This window comes from Fodinicurvata sp. EGI_FJ10296 (assembly GCF_040712075.1).
Taxonomy (GTDB): Bacteria; Pseudomonadota; Alphaproteobacteria; order DSM-16000; family Inquilinaceae; genus JBFCVL01.
Map to the genome: position 1 here is coordinate 372,594 of NZ_JBFCVL010000006.1, position 20,060 is coordinate 392,653.

The following is a 20,060-nucleotide window of genomic DNA, read 5'->3' on the forward strand; positions in this document are numbered from 1 at the left end:
TCGCGCAAGGCGCTTTCCTGCCGCCGGACGCACATTAATGCGGTCCACGAACAGATTCGGCCTCCTTTATGTCCTGTCCGGGCGTGCTGTGTCCGAAGAAGACATTTCACTGGGTTCGGCCCATTCCCGGGATGGCGGTTTTTCCGAATTTTGCGTTTCGTTTACGAGGTCTTGACGAAAAGAGGAAAGAATTTTCGATCCCCCGATGGTATTGGGGGAGGGGTATCGCGTCGGTTGGACGTTCGGAACTGCGTGATCGTCTTAACGAGAGGGGCATATGCTTTACGATTTCCACGACGCCAATCATGCGTTTTTTACACCTGTACGTATGATGGCCCATGCGACGAAGAATGTCCTGAACAACCCCTTCGTGCCGGCCTCCTACACATGGCCCGGCCAGGCAATGGCTGCGGGCGCGGATGTCCTTACCCACATTACCGAGCGGCGCGAAAAGCCGGTTTGGGGGATCGACTCCGTCGAGGTTCGGGGCCGGAAACTCGCGGTCACTCAGGATATCGTTCGCACACGTGAATTCTGCGATCTGGTGCATTTCCGAACCGACCGGACGGATGCGGTGCCGACGATCCTCGTCGTCGCGCCCATGTCGGGTCACTTCGCGACTCTGCTGCGCGGAACGGTAACGAAGTTGCTGGAAGATCACGACGTCTATGTGACGGACTGGAAGGATGCCCGCGACGTACCGTTGGAAAGCGGCCGCTTCGGCCTCGAAGTTTATATCGACTATGTCATGGATTATATGCGGACGCTGGGCTCGGGAACGCATGTCCTCGCGGTATGCCAGCCGGCCCCGCTGGTTCTGGCAGCGACGGCGCTGATGGCCGCGCGGGGTGAAAGCGCACAGCCACGGACCATGACCTTGATGGGGGGGCCGGTCGACCCTCGCGCAGCGCCGACTGGCGTCACCGATCTGGCGCAGAGTCATACCCTGGACTGGTTCGAGCGCGCCGCGGTATACGACGTACCCCGGCATTACGAGGGACGGCGCCGTCGGGTCTATCCGGGATTCCTTCAGTTGAGCGCCTTCATCTCGATGAATGCGTCCCGGCATGTCAACGCGCATCTCAAGATGTACGAGAATCTGATCAAAGGTGACGGCGACAGCGTCGAGGCCCACCGGGCGTTCTACGACGAATATCTTGCCGTCATGGATATCCCGGCCGAATTCTATCTTGAGACCCTGTCCGAGATTTTCCAGGAATACAAATTGCCCAGGGGGACGATGACGTGGCGTGGCGAGCCGGTTGTACCTTCGGTGATCACCGACACGGCGCTGTGCACCATCGAGGGTGAATTCGACGACATCAGCGCGCCGGGCCAGACCCTGGCAGCTCACGACATGTGCAGCGGACTGTCATCGGACCAGCGCGAGAACATACTTCAGGAAGGTGTCGGTCATTACGGCATCTTCAACGGCCGGCGCTGGCGCGAGTTGATCTATCCCCGGCTGAAAGATTTCATCTATCGTCATTCCGAATAGAGGGCGGCACTCAGATGGCCGCGCAGGTCTGCTGCGCGGCGCGCCCGGTCCGGTCAGCCTGGTCTGATCCGGCCGGCACCAATCAGGATATCACGGCTCAGGATGTAACGGCGCGCATCTCTGTCGCGCCATGGGGAAGGCCGGAATCGAGCATCCCGAGAAACGCCTCTCGTGTGATCGGTGGGCTGAAGAGATAGCCCTGAGCGGCGATGCAACCGGCCTCAAGCAAGGATCGCCGTTCGGCTGCCGTTTCGACGCCTTCTGCAATCACGTCCAGATCCAGAGAACTGCCGACGGACAGAATGGCCTTGGTGATGGCCATGCTGACACGGTCGGTGCGGATCGACTGGACGAATCTGCGGTCGATCTTGAGCCCGTCCACCGTCAGATCGCGCAGGTATCCGAAAGACGAATAGCCGGTACCGAAATCGTCGATGACAACCCGGACGCCCAGCCCCCGCAGTCGCTCCACGATATCATGGGCCGCGCCGGAGGCGACGATCAGCACCCCTTCGGTCAATTCAAGTTCCAGCTGATGCGGCTTCAGACCCGACGACTCCAGTGCCGCCCGCACGGTCTCGACGAATTGCGGGTCGCGCAGTTGGATGCCGGAGACGTTGACGGCGATGGGTGCGTCAGAGCCCAGCCGGTCGCCCCATTCGGCCCGGCAGCGGCAAGCCTCTGCCAGCAGCCATCGGCCGATCGGAATGATCATGCCCGTCGTCTCGGCGATCGGGATGAAAAAACCGGGCATCTGGCGGCCGATTTCGGGGCTGAACCACCGCAGCAAAGCCTCTGCACCGATGATGCTGCCATCGCGCATATCGATCTTTGGCTGGTAGTAGAGTTCGAACTCCGCGTTCTCAAGTGCCGTTTCCATCGCCTGCCGAACGACCAGCCGTTGCTTCGAGACGGCCATCAGGCTTTCGGAATAGATGGCGAATGTGCGGCGTTTCTCGCGTTTGGAAAAATGCAGCGCTGACTGTGCGTTCGCCATCAGACGACGCGCGGCTTCCAGCTCGGCGCCCCGAGGCGCGCCCGGCTGGCCGCTCAGGACGGAGACACCCTGCGTGCCCCAGACCACCCAGCTTCCGACGGCATGATCCACCGGCCTGGCAATAGCCGCGCCCAGTCGCTCCGCCCAATGGCGAACCGAAGCATCGTCGTTTTCGCCGTCGCGGGGGTGGCGATCGTGGTCAATGATGACAGCGAATTCATCATCGCCCAGACGGGCGACGACGCCGAACTCGCCGGTCGTATCCGACAGGCGCGATCCCAGCATGCGAATTATATCGTCGCCGGCATCGTATCCCAGAGCCTGGTTGACGTCGCGGAAATCGTCGAGATCGATAAGGTGGAGCGACTTGCAGATCGAGGTGGAATGGACTTGATCCGGATCATCCGGGCGCGCGATCATCGTCGCCAGCAGGTCGATGAATACCTGACGGTTGACGAGACCGGTAAGCGGATCACGGCAAAGCGTGCTGTCATCCGGACGTTCGGCTTCCTTGCTGTGCGTCACGTCGCGGCTGACGATTTCCCACGCAACGCGGTCACCGTCGAATACCGGATTGGTCACCGTCGTCAGCCACCGTTGCGGCCCATGGGCCGGGTCGGTTCTGAACGTGACCCGGCAGGCCGTACGCATCGCTGCTGCGTCGCTGATTATCGCCGATACCCTGTTGCGGTCTTCGGGATGGGTGTAGAAAACGATCTGGTTCGGTCCCGGTTTGGTAACCGGCTTGCCAAGACCGATGGCATCGACCAGCGGATCCGTTCGACCCATGGATGGGTCGGCTGATGCCGGTTTCTTGACGAAAAACCCCGCCAGCAGCCGTGCCACGCCATCCAGTCCGCGCTTTGCCGACGCTCCGCCCGAGGCGGTACAGTCTGCATCTGCGGACTCGTCGCGCCCGGCGACCGGGTATTCGTTTTTGTCCGACTCCATTCCGTCACCAGTCTTACCGGATGATGGGGAGCTACCATAGCTGAGCATCTATGCCCAAAGCTCCCCCGTACCGAGTATAGTATAATCCGGTGCGCGACGAAAATATAATGTTTGTCGATTAACAAAATTTTTTGAAAATCATACGCTAATTGCTTTTAAATCGTAAGTTAACATTTAATTTACATTCTGATCACCTTGCCTGGATTCAGAATACCTTTCGGGTCCAAAGCATCCTTGATCTGGCGCATGACGGCAACGGCGTCGCCGTGCTCCCGCTCGACAAAGGATATCTTGCCATAGCCGACACCGTGCTCGCCGGTGCAGGTTCCGCCCATTGCCAGGGCCCGCAGAACGAGCCGTTCGTGAAGGGCGGAAGCGGCTTCGATTTCCTGAGGTGATGTCGGGTCAATGACATAGCTCAGGTGGAAATTCCCGTCGCCGACATGGCCCACCATCGGCGCCAGTACGCCAGCGGCATCGTTGTCGGCCTTGGTTTCGACCATGCAGTCGGCCAGACGGGAGATCGGAACGCATACGTCGGTCGCCATACCCTTGGCGCCGGGACGCAACGAGACCGCCGCGTAATAGGCGTCGTGCCGGGCCTGCCACAGCTTCGAACGGTCTTCCTGCCGGGTTGCCCAGCGAAATTCGTGACCGCCATGATCGGCGGCGATCTGCTTGACCGTTTCCACCTGCTCGACGACCGATGCCTCTGTGCCGTGAAATTCGAAGAACAGTGTCGGCGCAACGGCATAGTCGAGCTTGGAAAACGCATTCACCGCTCCCATCTGGACGTCGTCCAGGAACTCGATCCGCGCGACCGGGATGCCGGCCTGAATCGTGACGATGACGGCGTTGACGGCATCGGCGATCGAGGGGAAGGGACATACAGCGGCCGAAACGGCTTCCGGTATTCCCTGCAGGCGCAGGGTGAGTTCGGTGATGATTCCCAGCGTTCCCTCCGAACCGACGAGGAGCCGCGTCAGGTCGTATCCGGCTGCTGATTTCCGCGCCCGGCCTCCGGTTCTGATGATGCGGCCATCCGCCATGACGGCCGTCAGCCCCAGGACGTTGTCTTTCATTGTCCCATAGCGCACGGCATTGGTGCCCGACGCGCGGGTCGCGGCCATCCCGCCCAGCGAGGCGTCGGCGCCGGGATCAATGGGAAAGAACAGACCCGTGTCACGAAGATGTGTATTGACCTGTTTGCGGGTTACCCCCGCTTGAACGCGGCAATCGAGGTCGGGAACGTTGACCTCGATCACGTCGTTCATCATCGACAGGTCGACAGAGACACCCCCCTGGAGCGCTGCGATTCCGCCTTCCAGCGACGTGCCGGTACCAAACGGGATGATGGGTGTATCGGTGGTGGCACAAAGACGCACGATGTCGGCGACGTCTTCGGTGGACCGGGCGAACACCACGGCATCCGGTGCCATGCCGGCATGGTAGCTTTCATCCTGGCCGTGCCGGTCCAGAATGGCGGCGCTGACGGAAAAGCGATCGCCGAATCGCTCCTGCAGATCGCGCAGGAGAGATGTTGGCGCCCGGCGCCGCTGCGGGTTCTCGGATGTCGCTGCCACCATCTTGCGGTCGTGTCCTTTGGATCGAATAACGGTACGGGTGAGAAGGGTAGGAAGGATAAAGGGAAGGCCGATGGGCGTCGGATGCGGGTTCGAACAGTGAGCGCCGGTTGGCCATTCGCTCGGTAGAGTATGGTATTCACCATGGCAATTCAATTGAACGGCCGTGAAAGCAGGACGTGCGGTCGTGTCCGCAATTGGTGTATCGAGACGGTGGAATCGATAGGAGAACCGCTATCGTGGCCGGTGCGCGCGGGCGGCGTGGGAGAGTGTGCTGAATGTCAGTGTGGGGCAAGATTCTCGGTGGAGCCGCGGGGTTGGCGATCGGGGGCCCGATTGGCGCCCTTATCGGCGTTGTTCTCGGTGCGGGCATGGATATCCTGAGTGACAGCGATTTCGGTCTGGTTTCGCTGTCAAAGGGCGATCGCGACCGGACGAAATCGATCGCGTTCACGATCGGGGCGATCGCGCTCGGCGCCAAGATGGCAAAGGCCGACGGCCGGGTGACACGCGACGAGGTGACCGCCTTCCGGCAGGTTTTCCGCATTCCGCCGGAAGAAGAGGAGAATGTCGGCCGCGTGTTCAACCATGCCCGTCAGGATTCAGCTGGCTATGAGCCCTATGCGCGCCAACTGGCCGGATTGTTCGCCGATCGGCCGAATGTGCTCCAGGAATTGCTGCTATGCCTTTTTCACATCGCCAAGGCCGATGGAAAGATCACCGGGGCTGAGGTCGCGTTTCTTTCCGATGTCGCCAGAATCTTTGCCATCGACGACGAAACTTTTGAAACGATACGCGCCGCGGAAATGGGACCGGACGAAACCGATCCATATCAAGTGCTTGGCGTCAAACGGACATCTGAACCCGAACAAATCAAGCGGCGGTATCGCGAACTGGTCAAGGCACATCATCCGGACCGGCTTTCGGCCGAAGGTCTGGAAGCCGACTTGATAAGAACGGGCGCTCAGCGAATGGCGGTGATCAATGCGGCCTATGATCGTATCGCAAAAGACCGCGGATTAAGATAGGACTACGGGCACAAATGAGTACGCAACCACCGCTTTTGACCCTCCAGGGCGCGGAGATTCGCTTCGGCCCGAAACCGTTGTTCACCGGTCTGGACCTGACCATCCGCCGGGGCGAGCGTGCCGCGCTCGTGGGACGCAACGGGTCCGGCAAATCGACTCTGCTTAAACTGCTCGCCAGCCGGATCGAGCCCGATGCCGGGACGGTATGGGTGCAGCCCGGCACCGCGATCGCCTATCTTGAGCAGGAGCCCGACCTGGCCGGGTTCGAAACCGTGCGCGACGCCGTCGCCGCCGGTCTGCCGGCGGACCGGCGCATGGATCTCCACCGTGCCGATGCGCTGATAGCCAAGGTAGGGCTGGGCCCGGAGACGGACCCTGCCACACTGTCAGGCGGCGGCAAACGGCGTGTGGCACTGGCTGCCATCCTTGCCGCCGAGCCTGATGTTCTGCTGCTGGACGAACCGACGAACCATCTCGATCTGCCGACCATCGAATGGCTGGAAGGGCTGATGGCCGGGTTTAACGGCGCCATCCTGACCATCAGCCACGATCGGGCCTTTCTGGACGCCGTGGTCAACACGGTTCACTGGCTGGATCGCGGCACGCTGCGAACGGCCTCCATATCGTTCAAGGCGTTTGATGACTGGGTAGAGAAGGTACTTGAGGACGAGGCGCGCGAGGCCGAGCGTCTCGACCGCAAAATCGCCGAGGAAACGCGCTGGCTGCGCGAGGGGCTGACCGCGCGTCGAAAGCGCAATATGGGCCGTGTCCGGGCACTGCACGACATGCGCGCCGCCAGACAGGACCGTGTTTCCGCGCCGGGCCGCGCGAGTTTCGATGCCGCCGAGGCCGATCGCGGCGGCACCATGGTGCTTGAGGCCGAGAACATCTGCAAAGCTTTCGACGGGCCGGAAGGGCGGGTCGTGGTCGCTGATGGTTTTTCGACCCGCATGGTCCGTGGCGACCGGGTCGGTGTCATCGGTCCGAACGGTGCCGGCAAGACGACCCTGATCCAGATGCTGATCGGCCGGGTCCCGCCCGACTCGGGGCGCGTGCGCCTGGGCACCGGCGTGAAGATCGCCTATTTCGACCAGACCCGCTCCACGCTTTCGACCAGCGCCACCATTCGCGACACGCTGCTGCCCCAGGGTGGCGACACGATCTTCGTTGGTGACAAGCCGCGCCATATCGCCAGCTATGCCCGCGACTTCCTGTTCGAGCCGTCGCGCCTGGACAGTCCGGTTTCGAGCCTGTCCGGCGGCGAGCGCAACCGCCTGCTTCTGGCGGCACAGTTCGCGCGGCCGTCGAACCTGATGGTCATGGACGAACCGACGAACGACCTCGACATGGAGACGCTGGATGTCCTTCAGGACGTTCTGTCCGACTTTGCGGGTACGTTGATCCTGATCAGCCATGACCGGGATTTTCTGGACCGGATGGTCACGTCGACGATCGCGGTCGAGGGCAATGGCGAGATCGTGGAGTATGCTGGCGGGTATTCTGACTATGCTGCGCGAAAACGTGCCATCGACGGCGAAGCCGAGGGTCCAAAGCCCGCCACGCGGAAGGGGGCGGGCAAGGCGCGAGATCAGGCGCCCAAACCGAAATCGGCCCCGACAAAACTGAGCTACAAGGATCAGCGGGCGCTGGAACAGCTTCCGGCCCGTATCGACGTGCTTCAGGGCGAAATCGCCGAGCTTGAGGCCCGGCTCGCCGACGCCGATTATTTCCGCCGGGATGCCGCTGGTTTCAATCGGGATACGGCGAGAATAACGGCCGCCCGCGAAGAACTGGATGACGCGGAAAACAGATGGCTCGAACTGGCTATGGCAGTGGAAGAAATGGGTAAATCGTGAAGGCGAGAGACCTTCTGATCGTACTGCTGATCATGGCCGTGTGGGGCTTCAATTTCGCAGTTTCAAAGGTCGCTCTGGAACAGATACCGCCGATCTTCATGATCGGTCTGCGCTTCGCCGTCGTGGCGGCACTGCTGCTGCCAATAACGCGGATACCGACCGAGCACATGAAGGACATTTTCCTGTTGTCCGTGACATTGGGGTCGGCCCATTTCGCCCTGATGTTCACCGGCCTCAGCCGGGTCGATGCGTCGGTGGCCGCGATCACCATTCAGGTTCAGGTCCCGATTGCCGCAGCCCTCGGCGCCCTTTTGTATCGCGAACCGGTCACGACGGCGCGGGTCGTCGGCATGGTTATCGCCGCCGTCGGGGTCGTCATCCTGGCCGGCGCTCCGCAGGCGCAGTCCGACCTTTCCGCCGTTCTGATGATTGTCGGCGCCGCCTTTATGTGGGCCGTGGCGACGATGCAGATGAAACGTCTGTCGAACGTCAACGGATTCCAGTTGAACGCCTGGATGGCGTTATTCGCCACGCCGCAGCTTCTGTTCACCTCGCTCATGGTCGAATCCGGTCAGTGGGAGGCGATCACGGCTGCGGATTGGCGGGTGTGGGCGTCGATTGCCTATCAGGCGGTGCTCGTCGTCGTTGTATGTTATTCGCTCTGGTACTGGCTGCTGCGCAAATACGAAGTCAGTCAGGCCATCCCGTTCACCCTGTTGGTGCCGGTTTTCGGGGTGATGTCAGGGCTGATGTTCCTGGGCGAAGTCCTGACCTGGAATGTCGTGGTCGGAGGCGGGACGACGATCGCCGGGGTCGCGATCATTACCGGCGTCGCCATGCGCTTTTTCGACTGGGTGCGGTCGCGCAGGGCCCCACCCGTCTGATCCGGCAGCGCAAAGCCGGTGCAGCGGTCAGGACGATAGTCCGGAGCGTTCCGCCATCGCCCATTCCAGCACGGCGACCCTGATGGCGCTGGAAAGCCCAGTCGTTTTCGGGTCTGCCGCTTCAGACTGATCGCCTGGCGTTGCCCGGTCGCGGTCGATCTCCGTCACCAGCATGTTGACGGAGACTCCGCGGCGTGCCGCCATGCGCGCCAGAGCCTCCCAGAACGCAGGCTCCAGCGAAACGCTCGTTCTGTGGCCGCCGACGACGACCGACCGTTTGGTAAGGCTCATGGCGCGGCAGGAAAACTAGCGGCGATCGGTCACGGCGCCGGTCATGGTGTCGGGGGTCATGGTGTCGGGGGTCATGGTGTCGGGCCGACCATGTTCTCCGGACGCACCAGCCGATCGAAATCCACGCCACTCAGCAAGCCCAGAGCCTCGCATGCCGCGCGCAGGGTGATGCTTTCGGCATAGGCCTTTTTGGCTACTTTGGCAGAGTTATCATAGCCGATATGCGGGTTCAGTGCCGTCACGAGCATCAGGCTTTCGTGCAATAACTGATCGATCCTTTCCTTGTTGGCCTCGATGCCGGCGACGCAGTTGTCGGCGAAGCTGTTCGCGCCGTCGGCCAGCAGGCGGATCGATTGCAGCAGGTTGTAGATCATCACCGGCTTGAAGACGTTCAGCTCGAAATGGCCTTGCGACCCGGCGACGGTCACCGAAACGTGGTTCCCCATGACCTGGGTGCAAACCATCGTCAGGGCCTCGGACTGGGTCGGGTTGACCTTGCCGGGCATGATCGACGAGCCCGGCTCGTTGGCTGGCAGGATCAACTCGCCAATGCCGCAGCGCGGGCCCGAACCCAGCAGCCGGATGTCATTGGCGATCTTCATGAAGCTCGTGGCGATCGTATTCATGGCGCCGGAGCATTCGACCACGGCGTCATGGGCGGCCAGGGCCTCGAACTTGTTTTCGGCCGTGACGAACGGCGAGCCGGTGATCTCGGCGACCTTTGCGGCAAAGGCCTGATCGAAGCCGGCCTTGCTGTTCAGTCCGGTGCCGACGGCCGTGCCGCCCTGGGCCAGCATGAGCAGCCGGGGCAGGGTGGTTTCGGCGCGATCGATCGCGTATCGCACCTGTGTCGAATAGCCGGAAAATTCCTGACCCAGGGTCAGCGGCGTTGCGTCCTGAAGATGGGTTCGGCCGATCTTGACGATGTCATCAAAAGCGCGCGCCTTGGCGTCCAGTGCTTCGTGCAGATGCCGCAATGCGGGCAGCAGAAGATTCTTCAGTTCCTCGACCGCCGCGATGTGCATGACAGACGGAAAGGTGTCGTTGGACGACTGCCCCATATTGCAATGGTCATTGGGATGAACCGGCGATTTGGTGCCCATCGTGCCGCCGAGAATCTCGATCGCCCGGTTCGAGATCACTTCGTTGGCATTCATGTTCGTCTGGGTGCCGGAACCGGTCTGCCAGACGACCAGCGGGAAATGGTCGGCGAGCGTGCCGTCGATCACCTCGTCGGCGGCGGCGACCATCGCGTTGCCGATTGTCTTGTCCAGGGCGCCCATTTCCATATTGACCAGAGCGGCGGCCTTTTTCTGGATGCCGAGCGCGCGGACCAGCGCCGGCGGCATCCGCTCGCCGCCAATCCGGAAATTCTGCAGCGATCGCTGGGTCTGGGCACCCCAGTAGCGGTCGGCGGGAACGGCCATTTCACCGATACTATCGGTCTCGATTCGGGTGTTCGGCTGATCGGCCATGGGTGCCTCGCTTTCGGTAGTGTGTCCCGGCGAAGGGTGCCGGCGACCTGACAGGAGTTTTCGTACCCATGTGTATCCACGGGTCGTTCGGGAATGGACACTGTTTATCCCTGAATACCGCGCCGCGACAAGCGCGCCGATTCCGACCCCGACCTAAAGCGGTGTGACGCGGGTGACGTGGCCCATTTTCCGGCCCGGTCGGGCTTCGCCCTTGTCGTAAAGGTGCAGGCGGGCCTCCGGGTCGGACAGGATGGCCGGCCAGTCGCCGGCGGCCTCGCCGATCAGGTTGTCCATCACCGCCCTCCCGGTTGCCGCTATCGAGCCCAGCGGCAATCCGCAGACCGCCCGGATATGTTGTTCGAACTGGCTGGTCCGGCAGGCGTCCTGGGTCCAATGGCCGGAATTGTGGGGGCGCGGCGCCATCTCGTTCATCAGCAGCTCGCCATTGGCCGTTTCGAAAAGCTCGACCGCCAGCAGTCCGACGACGTCCAGCTGCTCGGCCAGTGTCCGACCGATCTCGGCCGCGCGCTCCGCAATGACCGGGTCGGCCTCGGCCGGGGCCAGAGAACGCACCAGAATGCCGCCGGAATGCCGGTTCTCGGCCAGCGGGAATACAGCGATATCGCCGTTGGAATTTCGGGCTGCGATGACCGAAAGCTCGCGGCGGAACGCGACCGCCGACTCCAGGATCGCCGGGCGACGGTCCAGCGCCGCCCAGGCGTCGGACAGTTCGCCGGCCGCGTTGACGCGAACCTGGCCTTTGCCGTCATAGCCGTCGCGCCGGGTCTTCAGAATGGCGGGAAATTCGCTGGCCGCCGCTTGCGCCAGATCCTCCGGCCCGTCGATGGCGGCAAACCGGGCGGTCGCGATGCCGTGCCCGGCGGCGAACAGCTTCTCGGCTACCCGATCCTGGCAGACGCCGAGCACGGATGCGCCGGGTCGAACGGCCACCAATTCAGCCAGATGCGACACCGCATCGGCCGGCACGTTCTCGAATTCCAGCGTCACGACGTCGACGGCATCGGCAAATCCCGAAAGCGCATCGCGGTCGCCGAAGTCTGCCACCGTTTCGGCATCCGAGACGCGTGCGGCGGGCGAGCGAGCGTCCGGCGCGAAGATATGCACGCGATAGCCCAGTTCGGCGGCGGCGAGCGCGCTCATTCGGCCAAGCTGGCCGCCGCCGAGAATTCCGATCGTGGAACCTGGCGGTATGGGGTCGGATGTGAACTTCATCGGCATCGGTCTAATCCGGTTTTGGGCTTCGGAACCGAACAGCGAAATTCAGTTCCCGCGAGCGGCAACACCGCATCACGCAGGAGGGTCGCTGGGGATTTCCATGACTGCCGCGGACTGCGCGGCGCGATAATCGTCGAGCGCATCGCGGATGGCGGCGTCTTCCAGGGCCAGTACCGATCCGGCAAGAAGGGCGGCGTTGACCGCGCCGGCCCGCCCGATGGCAAGGGTGCCGACGGCGATACCCGCCGGCATCTGAACGATCGACAGCAGGCTGTCCTGACCCTTCAGCGTCCGGCTTTCGACCGGAACGCCGAAGACGGGCAGGGGTGTCATGGCCGCGGCCATGCCCGGCAGATGGGCGGCACCGCCGGCGCCGGCGATGATGATCTTCAGCCCGCGCTCGCGCGCACCCTTGGCATAAGCCACCAGCCGATCCGGTGTCCGATGGGCGGAGACGATCCGGCATTCGTGCGGGATGCCGAGTGTGTTCAACGTCTCGCTCGTATGGCACATGGTCTCCCAGTCGGACTGGCTACCCATGATGACCCCGACGATCGGATCGTCCAGCGCATGGCGCGGCCGGTTGGTCGCGGGCGAGGAATCCGGCGATTCATCCGGGGCGTTGACCGGGGGGCGGGGCGGCTCGTTGTCGGACATGGTCTCGATCACTTGGCAGATTGGCGCTTGGGGAATGGACGCCTGGGTAAAGCGGCCTGAGACAAAGTGGCTGCTGTTGTGCGCGGACGTTTTAGGGCGAAGACCGGAATGCCGCAACCCGTGACGCCACCGTTGCTCGGGATCGGGGCCGCAAAATCACCGCGCATTCATGCAATAATATCGGGGACCAGACGGCTTTCAAGGCGCGTTATCTCGTCCTTGATTGCAAGCTTGCGCTTTTTAAACCTTTGTAGTTGTATCGCGCTGAAATGCGGATCCTGTGACAGACGCTCGATGGCAGCGTCCAGATCGCGATGCTCCGTCAGGAGCGCGGCTACCCGTTCCCTAAGGGCGTCTGTATCGTTATAAAGCGTGTCCAAGGATGCACCTTTCGTCGACCCTGAAATCACTATATCAGGCAAAAGCACCGACCGGGAAGGCGAAAGAGATCGCAGCGCGCTGTTACGGGCCAACCGATGTTGTGATAAAAGACCGGTGTTTTACGATCCTGGGTTGCGCTTCCAGGGTCCGGTAGTAGATCGAGCGCTCGAATTTCGACAACCACGAAAGAGTCTTTCGTTATGGCAAACAACAAGCGCATCGGGCTGCTGACAAGCGGCGGTGACTGCGCCGGTCTCAACGCGGTAATCCGTGCGGTAGTAAACCGCGCTGACGAGTTGGGCTGGACCGTGATTGGAATCAAGGAAGGTACGGCGGGGCTGTTGACGCGGCCGCTGCGGTACGAGGTTCTCAAACCCGAAATGTTCTCCGGCCATATGATGCGCCAGGGCGGAACGGTGCTCGGCACGACCAACAAGGGTAATCCGTTCGCCTATCCCATGGCCGACGGCAGCGTGAAGGATCGGGCCGACGAAATCATCGGCGGAATCCGCGAACTGGGTATCGACAGTGTCATCGGCATTGGGGGCGATGGCAGCTTTGCCATCCTTCGCAAGCTTTTCGGCCGGGGCAACATCAACTTCGTCGGCATTCCCAAGACCATCGACAATGATGTCGGCCTCACCGAATATTCCGTCGGGTTCGACACCGCCGTGATGGTGGCGACCGAGGCGCTCGACCGTTTGCAGCCAACGGCCGCCAGCCATGCCCGCGTCATGGTGCTCGAGGTCATGGGTCGTGACGCCGGCCACATCGCTCTGAATGCAGGTATTGCCGGCGGCGCCGACGTCATCCTGATCCCGGAGATCGACTATTCCGTAGAGGGCGTTGCCGCCAAGATCGAGAAGGTGCGCAGCCAGGGCCGGAACTTTGCCCTGGTCGTTGTCTCCGAAGCGGTGAAAACGCTCGATGGCGGAGTCCGTCAGAAGGAATATCACGGCGGTGAAAAACGATTCGGCGGCATCGGCGATTATCTGAGCGAGAAAATCGCCACGGCTACCGGTGCGGAAACCCGCGTCACGGTGCTGGGCCATGTTCAGCGCGGTTCGTCGCCAACCTGGAACGACCGAATGATCGCTTCGGCATTCGGCGTTCACGCCGTCGACCTGGTGGCCGAGGGGAAATTCGACCGGATGGTTGCCTGGACGAACCGGCAGGTCGTGGATGTCTCGATCGAAGAGGCGATTGCGAATTATCAGGCTGTTTCGTCGGATTCGGCGCTGGTCAGGACAGCGCGCGGTCTGGGCATCTATATCGGTGACTAGGCTCCGGTGTGAATGCCGATCGGATCGACGAGATCAGGGGCGCCCCATACGGGGCGCCCCTTTTTTGCGCAAAATTAGCCCTTCATAACCATAAAGTTCCCGGTTTTGTGGCAATTCTTCTATCCGTATCGCAACAGGATTGAAATTTCGGACAAAGGCCCCCACTGTAATAGATGGAAAGGTACTCTCGAAAATGGGTAACTTTCTGATCATTCTCAAACAGGAGGAGGGACGACAGATGCCTCATCAAGAGCGTTTCGAGTCACTGAAGGTGAAGCACCAGACCTTGGAGTTTGCGCTTGAAACCGAAGGCCAGCGCCCTTATCCGGATCCTGACAAGATACACACGCTGAAGCGTGAGAAATTGCGCATCAAAGACGAGATGGCCCGAATGGCGCCGGGCGCCTGATGCCCCGGATTGATACGCCAGAACCAGGACAGTACCGGAAACTGATGGCAGGCAAAGTGCCCGTTCCGGGGGCTTCGAAAATTCTGAATCAAGTACGATGAACAGCGTGGGGACCAGCGAGGCCAGTACGACTGGTACGGCAAATCGCAAAAGCGTTTACCCGGCGTGGCTTTATGCCGCAGCATGGTCGTCCGCACATAATTAAAGGGGAACCCTGGGGGTTCCCCTTTTTATTGGGACCGATCGATGCCCCGGATCAGGATCCGTGATTACGATCGGCATCACCACCGACCGGCTCGTCCTCGTCGGCCTCGCTGTTGGGCGAAGCCGGCGGGTCGGCCTGATCTGCAGCATCCGGGGATACCGTTTCCGGGGTGTCTTCACCCACATTGTCGTCGTCCGGCTTGTTTTCGGCCTCGGCCTCGGCCGCGGGACGGCGGGAAAACAGTTCCTCCGCCGCCCGGGCGGCGTCACGCGCTGTCGGCGCTTCCTCGTGACGTGGCGGTGGCGTGTACCCACCGAAGATCGTGGAAATGTCGGGCTGCTGTTCCTCTTCCGACGGGCCGGGATCCGGCACGGCATCCGGATCAAGATAGGGATTCGGTGCCTCGCGCGGCGGGGCTCCCGCCGGACGCGCCTTCTCCAATGCGTCGGTCAGATCCTGCTGCGTGCAGAGGCCGACCAGAACGGGGCTGCGCGCCTTGATGTTCTGGCTGTTCCAGTGCGTCCTGTCGCGCACGGCCTTGATGGTATTCTTGGTCGTACCAATCAGCCGGCACAGCGCGGCATCCGACAATTCAGGTGTTTGCTTCAGCAGCCACGCGATGGCATCCGGCTTGTCGCCCCGCTTGGTCACCGGCGTGTAGCGCGGTCCTTTTTGCCGGACCTTGGGTTCCGGCAAATCGGTTTTTCTCAACCGAAGCGAGGCTTTCGGGTCGGCCTGGCACCGGTCGATTTCGCCCTGCGTCAACTGGCCGTTCTGGACCGGGTCCATCCCGACCATGCCGCTGGCAACCTCCTGGTCGGCGATCGCCTGGATTTCCAACTCGTGCAAGCCACAGAAATCCGCGATCTGCTGGAATGTCAGCGCCGTGTTCTCAACCAACCAGACGGCGGTCGCCTTCGGCATCAGTGGCTTCGCCATCGTTCCTCCTTCGAACCCTCGGTATCCAAATGCCGCGCCATAATCCATTCGAACCCCGATCCGCGTGGAAACCGGAACGGGCCTTCGCCCCGCCGATCGCGGGACATTCATTGCAATGTCTGGCTGGCGTCAATGCCCTGAATATAGGCAGCGGGCCCGTTTCCGCAAATGAATTCCGGCCCTTGTACCGATTTGGTCCCGTCCCGCCGCGGCGGTCGTTGCCGGCTCGTACGGTCGGCGTGCGGACTCCGGTCAGCCGATGCTCAGCCGTTTCCTGCAAGGACCTCTCTCAGCTTGCGCGAAAGTTCCTCGCGCCGATACGGCTTGGGCAGGAACGGACCGCAGACGGCCGCTTCATCGTCGCTCCCGGAATTGCGCTCGGTACAGCCCGAAGTGAGCAGGATCGGCAGATCGGGCCGTATCCGTGCGACTGTCTCTGCCAGCTGGCGCCCGTCCATGGCGCCGGGCATGATGATGTCGGTGAACAGCAGGTCGAAACCGTCATCGCCATCAAGCGCCTGGAGCGCGGATTCGGCATCGACAACGGCGCTGACCCGATATCCGAGCGCCTTCAGCTGAAGCGTGGCGTAATCGCGCACCAGTTCATCGTCCTCGACCAGCAGGATCAGTTCGTTGCCCGATTGACCCGCGCCATCCGACAGGATGTCGGGCGCCGGAACGGGGGTTGGTGCGCGCGGCAGATAAAGATGAATCGACGTCCCGCACCCCACTTCCGAATAGGCACGAATGTGTCCACCCGACTGCATGACGAAGCCATAGACCATGCTCAGGCCCAATCCACTGCCTTCGCCGACCGGTTTGGTTGTAAAGAACGGTTCGAACGCCTGTTGGAGCGTTCTGGAATCCATCCCGATCCCGGAGTCCGCGATCTCCAGCAGGACGTATTCGCCCGGCGTTATCGGATCGCCCGGATTGCCTGTTGCCTCCTTGATGATGACGTTGTGCATGTCGATCGCCAGCCGGCCGCCGCCGGGCATCGCCGCGCGCGCATTGATCGCGAGGTTCAGGATGGCGCTTTCGAGCTGCGGGACGTCCACAAGGGCCCACCACAGATGGTCGCCCGGTGCGACCTTGACCTCGATGGCCGGTGTGAGGGTCCGCCGTAGCATGTCCTCCATGCCGCAGATCACGCGACTTACGTCCACGACCGTGGGATAAAGAGGCTGTTTGCGGGCGAAGGAAAGCAGCCTGCTGGTCAGATTCGCGCCGCGGCTCGCAGCCTGCGCCGTTGCATCGGCCAGTTTCCGGATCGGGCTGTCGGCAGGCGCCAGTTCGGTCATGATGTCAACGTTGCCCAGGATGATCGTCAGAAGATTGTTGAAGTCGTGGGCGATGCCGCCGGTCAACTGCCCGACGGCGTCGAGACGCTGCGACCGCCGCAATTGTTCTTCCAGCTCCTTCTGCGGGGTCAGATCGACCATATTGCCGATCATTCGCACGGCCTTGCCGTTCTCGTCGCGCAGGATCATCGCCCGCTCACGAATGAGAACATGGGAGCCGTCTTCCCTTGCGAACCGGTATTCGTGCTGCCATTGCGCGGCATCGGATGAGATGGCGGCATCGGCGCTTGCAACCACGGCTTCGCGCTCGTCGGGATGAATCGCGTTGATCCAGTATGACCGCGTCCGATCCTTCTTGTCCGGATCCAGGCCGAATCGCGGCACGCTGTTATCTGCCTGCCAGATCAATCCCGTGACGAGATCGTGTTCCCAGACAACGTCGCTGGTCGCCTGCGCAACCACACGAAACCGCTCCTCGGCCCGTTTCCGTGCCGTGATATCCGATTCCGAGATTATGACCCGCGCCGGTTCGTCCGGATCGCGGAACATCCGTACAAGAAGATCGAGCCGCTCGCCCTTGCAGTTGATGACCGAATATTCAGTTTCCCGGTGGAAGTGGCCTTCAGCCAGGGCGATCAGGTGCTGCTTGAACGCGTCCCGGCCTTCTTCGCTGTCGCTCAGGCCCCGCACCAGGGCAACGAGATCGTCCAGATGATCAGCACCATAGAGTTCAAGGGCATAGGCGTTGACGTCCGTAATATCGAGAGCGTCGATCGTGTCTTTCACGAATGCCGGATTGTCGTCGAGCCATGCCGCAAAGTCGCCGCCGCACTGGCCGAGCGCCCAATCGACCATCCTGATGATTTCTGAAACGTCTTCTTCCCAAACCGCCACTGGCACGAGATTGAACATCGACCGACAGCGGGCCTCGCTGAGCCGCAGCCGGTCGCGTTCGCGGCTGCGCTCGACAGCGATCCTGACATACTGGCCGACCCTCTGAATGAGCGCGATGTCATCGGGTGCGGGCGTCTTCGGCTGCCCATAGTACAACGCGAAGGTGGCGATGGCGCGGCCGGTGGCGTCGAGAACCGGTGTTGACCAGCAGGCCCTGAGACCGAAGCCTGTAACGACTTCGGCGGCGCTGGCCCATAACGGACTGGTCGCGGTGTCTTCGACGACGACCGTGGTTCCCCGGGCCACGGCCGTCCCGCACGAACCGACCCCTTCCGCGGCCACCAACCCGTCGACAAGCAGATTGAAACCTCCCGGCAGCCGTCCGGCGGCGCCCACGCGCAGACGGCCCTCGTCGTCGACCAGAAGGATCGAGGATCGCGCCGCAGGCAGAGTATCATCCACACGCCGGACGATATCCGAAAGAATATCGCCCAGCGGCGTATCGGTCCCCGACAGCCGCAGCACCGATGCCTCGATTCCCTGAAGGTCCAGTTCGCGCCGCTTTTCCGATGCGTCGTAAGGACGGGAAGCGTGCTCCCCGTCCTTGAGGTCCTGCTCCTTGACGACAGCCGCTGCCGTCCGCGCGAAGCCGAGAAAGACCGTTCGCATGTCGTGCGACCATGCCTGGGCGTTCGGGGCGGCCGCGATCAGTTCGCCGATCTGCCGGCCGTGGTCGTCGGCCAATGGTGCCACCGCTGCGAAACCGATGCGCGCCGGGTCGACAAACAGGCCGCCAAAGGGCGACCGCGTCAGTTCCGAAATGCCGGTCCCAAAATCCTCGGCGACGACTGATTCCCGGGGGCCGATTCGGGCGGCATCGCCGCGGACGACGGACGGCAGTCCCCCAACGGCGGCGGCGAAGAGCCGGCTGTTGTGCAGCCGGATACCCACCATCGGGACACGCAGCACCTGAGCCGCGAGGGACATCAGGCTATCCAGCGACGCCAAGGGCGCAGGTAGGGGACCGGGGCTCATGACGACGGGTCCGGCGTCGCCCGCTTTGAAAAAGTGGTGATCAATCCGGAAGTCAGGCGACGGTAAGGACGATCTTGCCGATGTGATCGGAGCGTTCCATCATGGCATGTGCCTCTGCCGCGTCGGCGAGAGGGAAGGTCGCATGGATGATCGGCCGCATACGGCCGGTAGAGATCCACGGCCAGACGACGGTCCGGACGCCATCCGCGATGGCCGCCTTCTCCGCGGTCGTGCGCGGCCGCAGGGTCGAACCTGTCAGCGTCAGGCATTTCACCATCACTTTCTGCATGTTCAATGTGACCTTGGCACCGCCGAGGAAGGCGATGCTGACATGTCGGGCGTTGGGGGCCATGCAGTCGATATTGCGAGCGATATAGTCGCCTCCGACCATGTCCAGCACGACGTCGACGCCGCGTCCGCCGGTCATGTCCTTTGCCGCCTGGACGAAATCTTCGGTTCGGTAATTGACCGCCCGCGCGGCGCCGAGATTTTCGCAGGCGGCGCATTTCTCGTCGCTTCCGGCCGTGGTGATCACTCTGGCACCATACAATGACGCCATCTGGATCGCGGTTGTGCCGATCCCGCTCGACCCGCCATGGATCAGGGCCGTTTGCCCCTCCTGCAGTCCGCCCCGTTCGAACAGATTGCTCCAGACGGTAAAGGTCGTTTCCGGCAATGCAGCCGCTTGGGTCATCGACAGACCGGCCGGGACGGGCAGGCATTGGGTGGCCGGGACAGCCACGTATTCAGCATAGCCGCCGCCGTTCACGAGCGCGGCGACCGGTTGCCCGATCGACAGAAACCCGACGCCGGTTCCGATCCCGACAACCGTGCCGGCGACCTCCAGCCCGGGCAGCGGACTCGCTTCCGGAGGCGGGGAATATTTCCCCATGCGTTGCAGGACGTCGGGCCGATTGACGCCAGCTGCCTCGACTTTGATCAGCACCTGACCATCGTCCGGATGGGGGACGTCGACGCTCGCGATCCTCAGGACCTCCGGACCGCCGGGGCCGGAAATTTCTACGGCGCGCATGGTGCCGGGAATGTCGCCGGTTCGGTCCCGGGCCGACGGGTTGCCGGTATCGGACGAGGATATCATGACGCCTCCTTAAGGTGGACATTGCCCCAGGGAAGACGTATCGCGGCATGATCGGCAT

15 protein-coding genes and 1 pseudogene are annotated in these 20,060 nt (G+C 62.3%); 6 read left to right on the forward strand and 10 right to left on the reverse strand.

Annotated elements, in window-relative coordinates:
• The first annotated feature begins 277 nt into the window (after positions 1–277).
• A complete protein-coding gene (gene phaZ, locus ABZ728_RS15355) occupies positions 278–1,498 on the forward strand; it encodes a polyhydroxyalkanoate depolymerase (RefSeq protein WP_366657105.1) in 1,221 nt (406 codons plus the stop codon).
• A 97-nt stretch (positions 1,499–1,595) separates the two neighbouring features.
• On the opposite strand, the gene ABZ728_RS15360 is transcribed toward phaZ, so the two are convergent.
• A complete protein-coding gene (locus ABZ728_RS15360) occupies positions 1,596–3,446 on the reverse strand; it encodes an EAL domain-containing protein (protein ID WP_366657106.1) in 1,851 nt (616 codons plus the stop codon).
• Positions 3,447–3,625: 179 nt separating this feature from the next.
• The gene (locus ABZ728_RS15365) at positions 3,626–5,032 is read right to left on the reverse strand and encodes an FAD-linked oxidase C-terminal domain-containing protein (RefSeq protein ID WP_366657107.1); all 1,407 of its coding nucleotides are present in this window, start codon (positions 5,030–5,032) and stop codon (positions 3,626–3,628) included.
• Positions 5,033–5,307: 275 nt separating this feature from the next.
• On the opposite strand from ABZ728_RS15365, the gene ABZ728_RS15370 reads away from it, so the two are divergent.
• From ABZ728_RS15370 to ABZ728_RS15380, 3 genes are read left to right on the forward strand one after another with little or no spacing between them, the layout of a single operon-like run.
• Positions 5,308–6,057: a TerB family tellurite resistance protein gene (locus tag ABZ728_RS15370; RefSeq protein WP_366657108.1), complete on the forward strand. Its 750-nt coding sequence runs from the start codon at positions 5,308–5,310 to the stop codon at positions 6,055–6,057.
• Positions 6,058–6,071: 14 nt separating this feature from the next.
• Positions 6,072–7,913, forward strand: a complete 1,842-nt coding sequence (locus ABZ728_RS15375; RefSeq protein ID WP_366657109.1) for an ATP-binding cassette domain-containing protein — start codon at positions 6,072–6,074, stop codon at positions 7,911–7,913.
• A complete protein-coding gene (locus ABZ728_RS15380) occupies positions 7,910–8,797 on the forward strand; it encodes an EamA family transporter (RefSeq protein WP_366657110.1) in 888 nt (295 codons plus the stop codon). The genes ABZ728_RS15375 and ABZ728_RS15380 overlap by 4 nt, the downstream gene beginning before the upstream one ends.
• Before the next feature lie 27 nt (positions 8,798–8,824).
• Here the strand turns inward: ABZ728_RS15380 and ABZ728_RS15385 are convergent, their stop codons facing one another.
• The 5 genes from ABZ728_RS15385 to ABZ728_RS15405 form a co-directional block, all read right to left on the reverse strand.
• Positions 8,825–9,088, reverse strand: coding sequence for a ribbon-helix-helix domain-containing protein (locus ABZ728_RS15385; protein WP_366657111.1), 264 nt, complete (start codon positions 9,086–9,088; stop codon positions 8,825–8,827).
• 71 nt (positions 9,089–9,159) lie between these two features.
• Positions 9,160–10,563: a class II fumarate hydratase gene (gene fumC, locus ABZ728_RS15390; protein WP_366657112.1), complete on the reverse strand. Its 1,404-nt coding sequence runs from the start codon at positions 10,561–10,563 to the stop codon at positions 9,160–9,162.
• Between the two features lie 153 nt (positions 10,564–10,716).
• A complete protein-coding gene (locus tag ABZ728_RS15395; protein WP_366657113.1) occupies positions 10,717–11,802 on the reverse strand; it encodes a 5-(carboxyamino)imidazole ribonucleotide synthase in 1,086 nt (361 codons plus the stop codon).
• 69 nt (positions 11,803–11,871) lie between these two features.
• Positions 11,872–12,339, reverse strand: coding sequence for a 5-(carboxyamino)imidazole ribonucleotide mutase (purE, locus tag ABZ728_RS15400; protein WP_366657204.1), 468 nt, complete (start codon positions 12,337–12,339; stop codon positions 11,872–11,874).
• 284 nt (positions 12,340–12,623) lie between these two features.
• A complete protein-coding gene (locus ABZ728_RS15405) occupies positions 12,624–12,836 on the reverse strand; it encodes a DUF465 domain-containing protein (RefSeq protein ID WP_366657114.1) in 213 nt (70 codons plus the stop codon).
• 201 nt (positions 12,837–13,037) lie between these two features.
• Between ABZ728_RS15405 and ABZ728_RS15410 the strand changes: the two genes are divergently transcribed.
• A complete protein-coding gene (locus ABZ728_RS15410; protein WP_366657115.1) occupies positions 13,038–14,120 on the forward strand; it encodes an ATP-dependent 6-phosphofructokinase in 1,083 nt (360 codons plus the stop codon).
• Positions 14,121–14,313: 193 nt separating this feature from the next.
• The gene (locus tag ABZ728_RS15415; RefSeq protein WP_366657116.1) at positions 14,314–14,529 is read left to right on the forward strand and encodes a YdcH family protein; all 216 of its coding nucleotides are present in this window, start codon (positions 14,314–14,316) and stop codon (positions 14,527–14,529) included.
• A 643-nt stretch (positions 14,530–15,172) separates the two neighbouring features.
• Here ABZ728_RS15415 and ABZ728_RS15420 read toward each other — a convergent pair.
• The 3 genes and pseudogenes from ABZ728_RS15420 to ABZ728_RS15430 all read right to left on the reverse strand — a co-directional run.
• Positions 15,173–15,673: pseudogene (locus tag ABZ728_RS15420) on the reverse strand (cell cycle transcriptional regulator TrcR); the annotation flags it as partial.
• A 263-nt stretch (positions 15,674–15,936) separates the two neighbouring features.
• Positions 15,937–18,855, reverse strand: a complete 2,919-nt coding sequence (locus ABZ728_RS15425; protein ID WP_366657117.1) for a PAS domain-containing protein — start codon at positions 18,853–18,855, stop codon at positions 15,937–15,939.
• A gap of 100 nt (positions 18,856–18,955) precedes the next feature.
• Entirely contained in the window at positions 18,956–20,002 is a 1,047-nt protein-coding gene (locus ABZ728_RS15430; protein WP_366657118.1) for an NAD(P)H-quinone oxidoreductase, read from the reverse strand.
• Between the last annotated feature and the right edge of the window lie 58 nt (positions 20,003–20,060).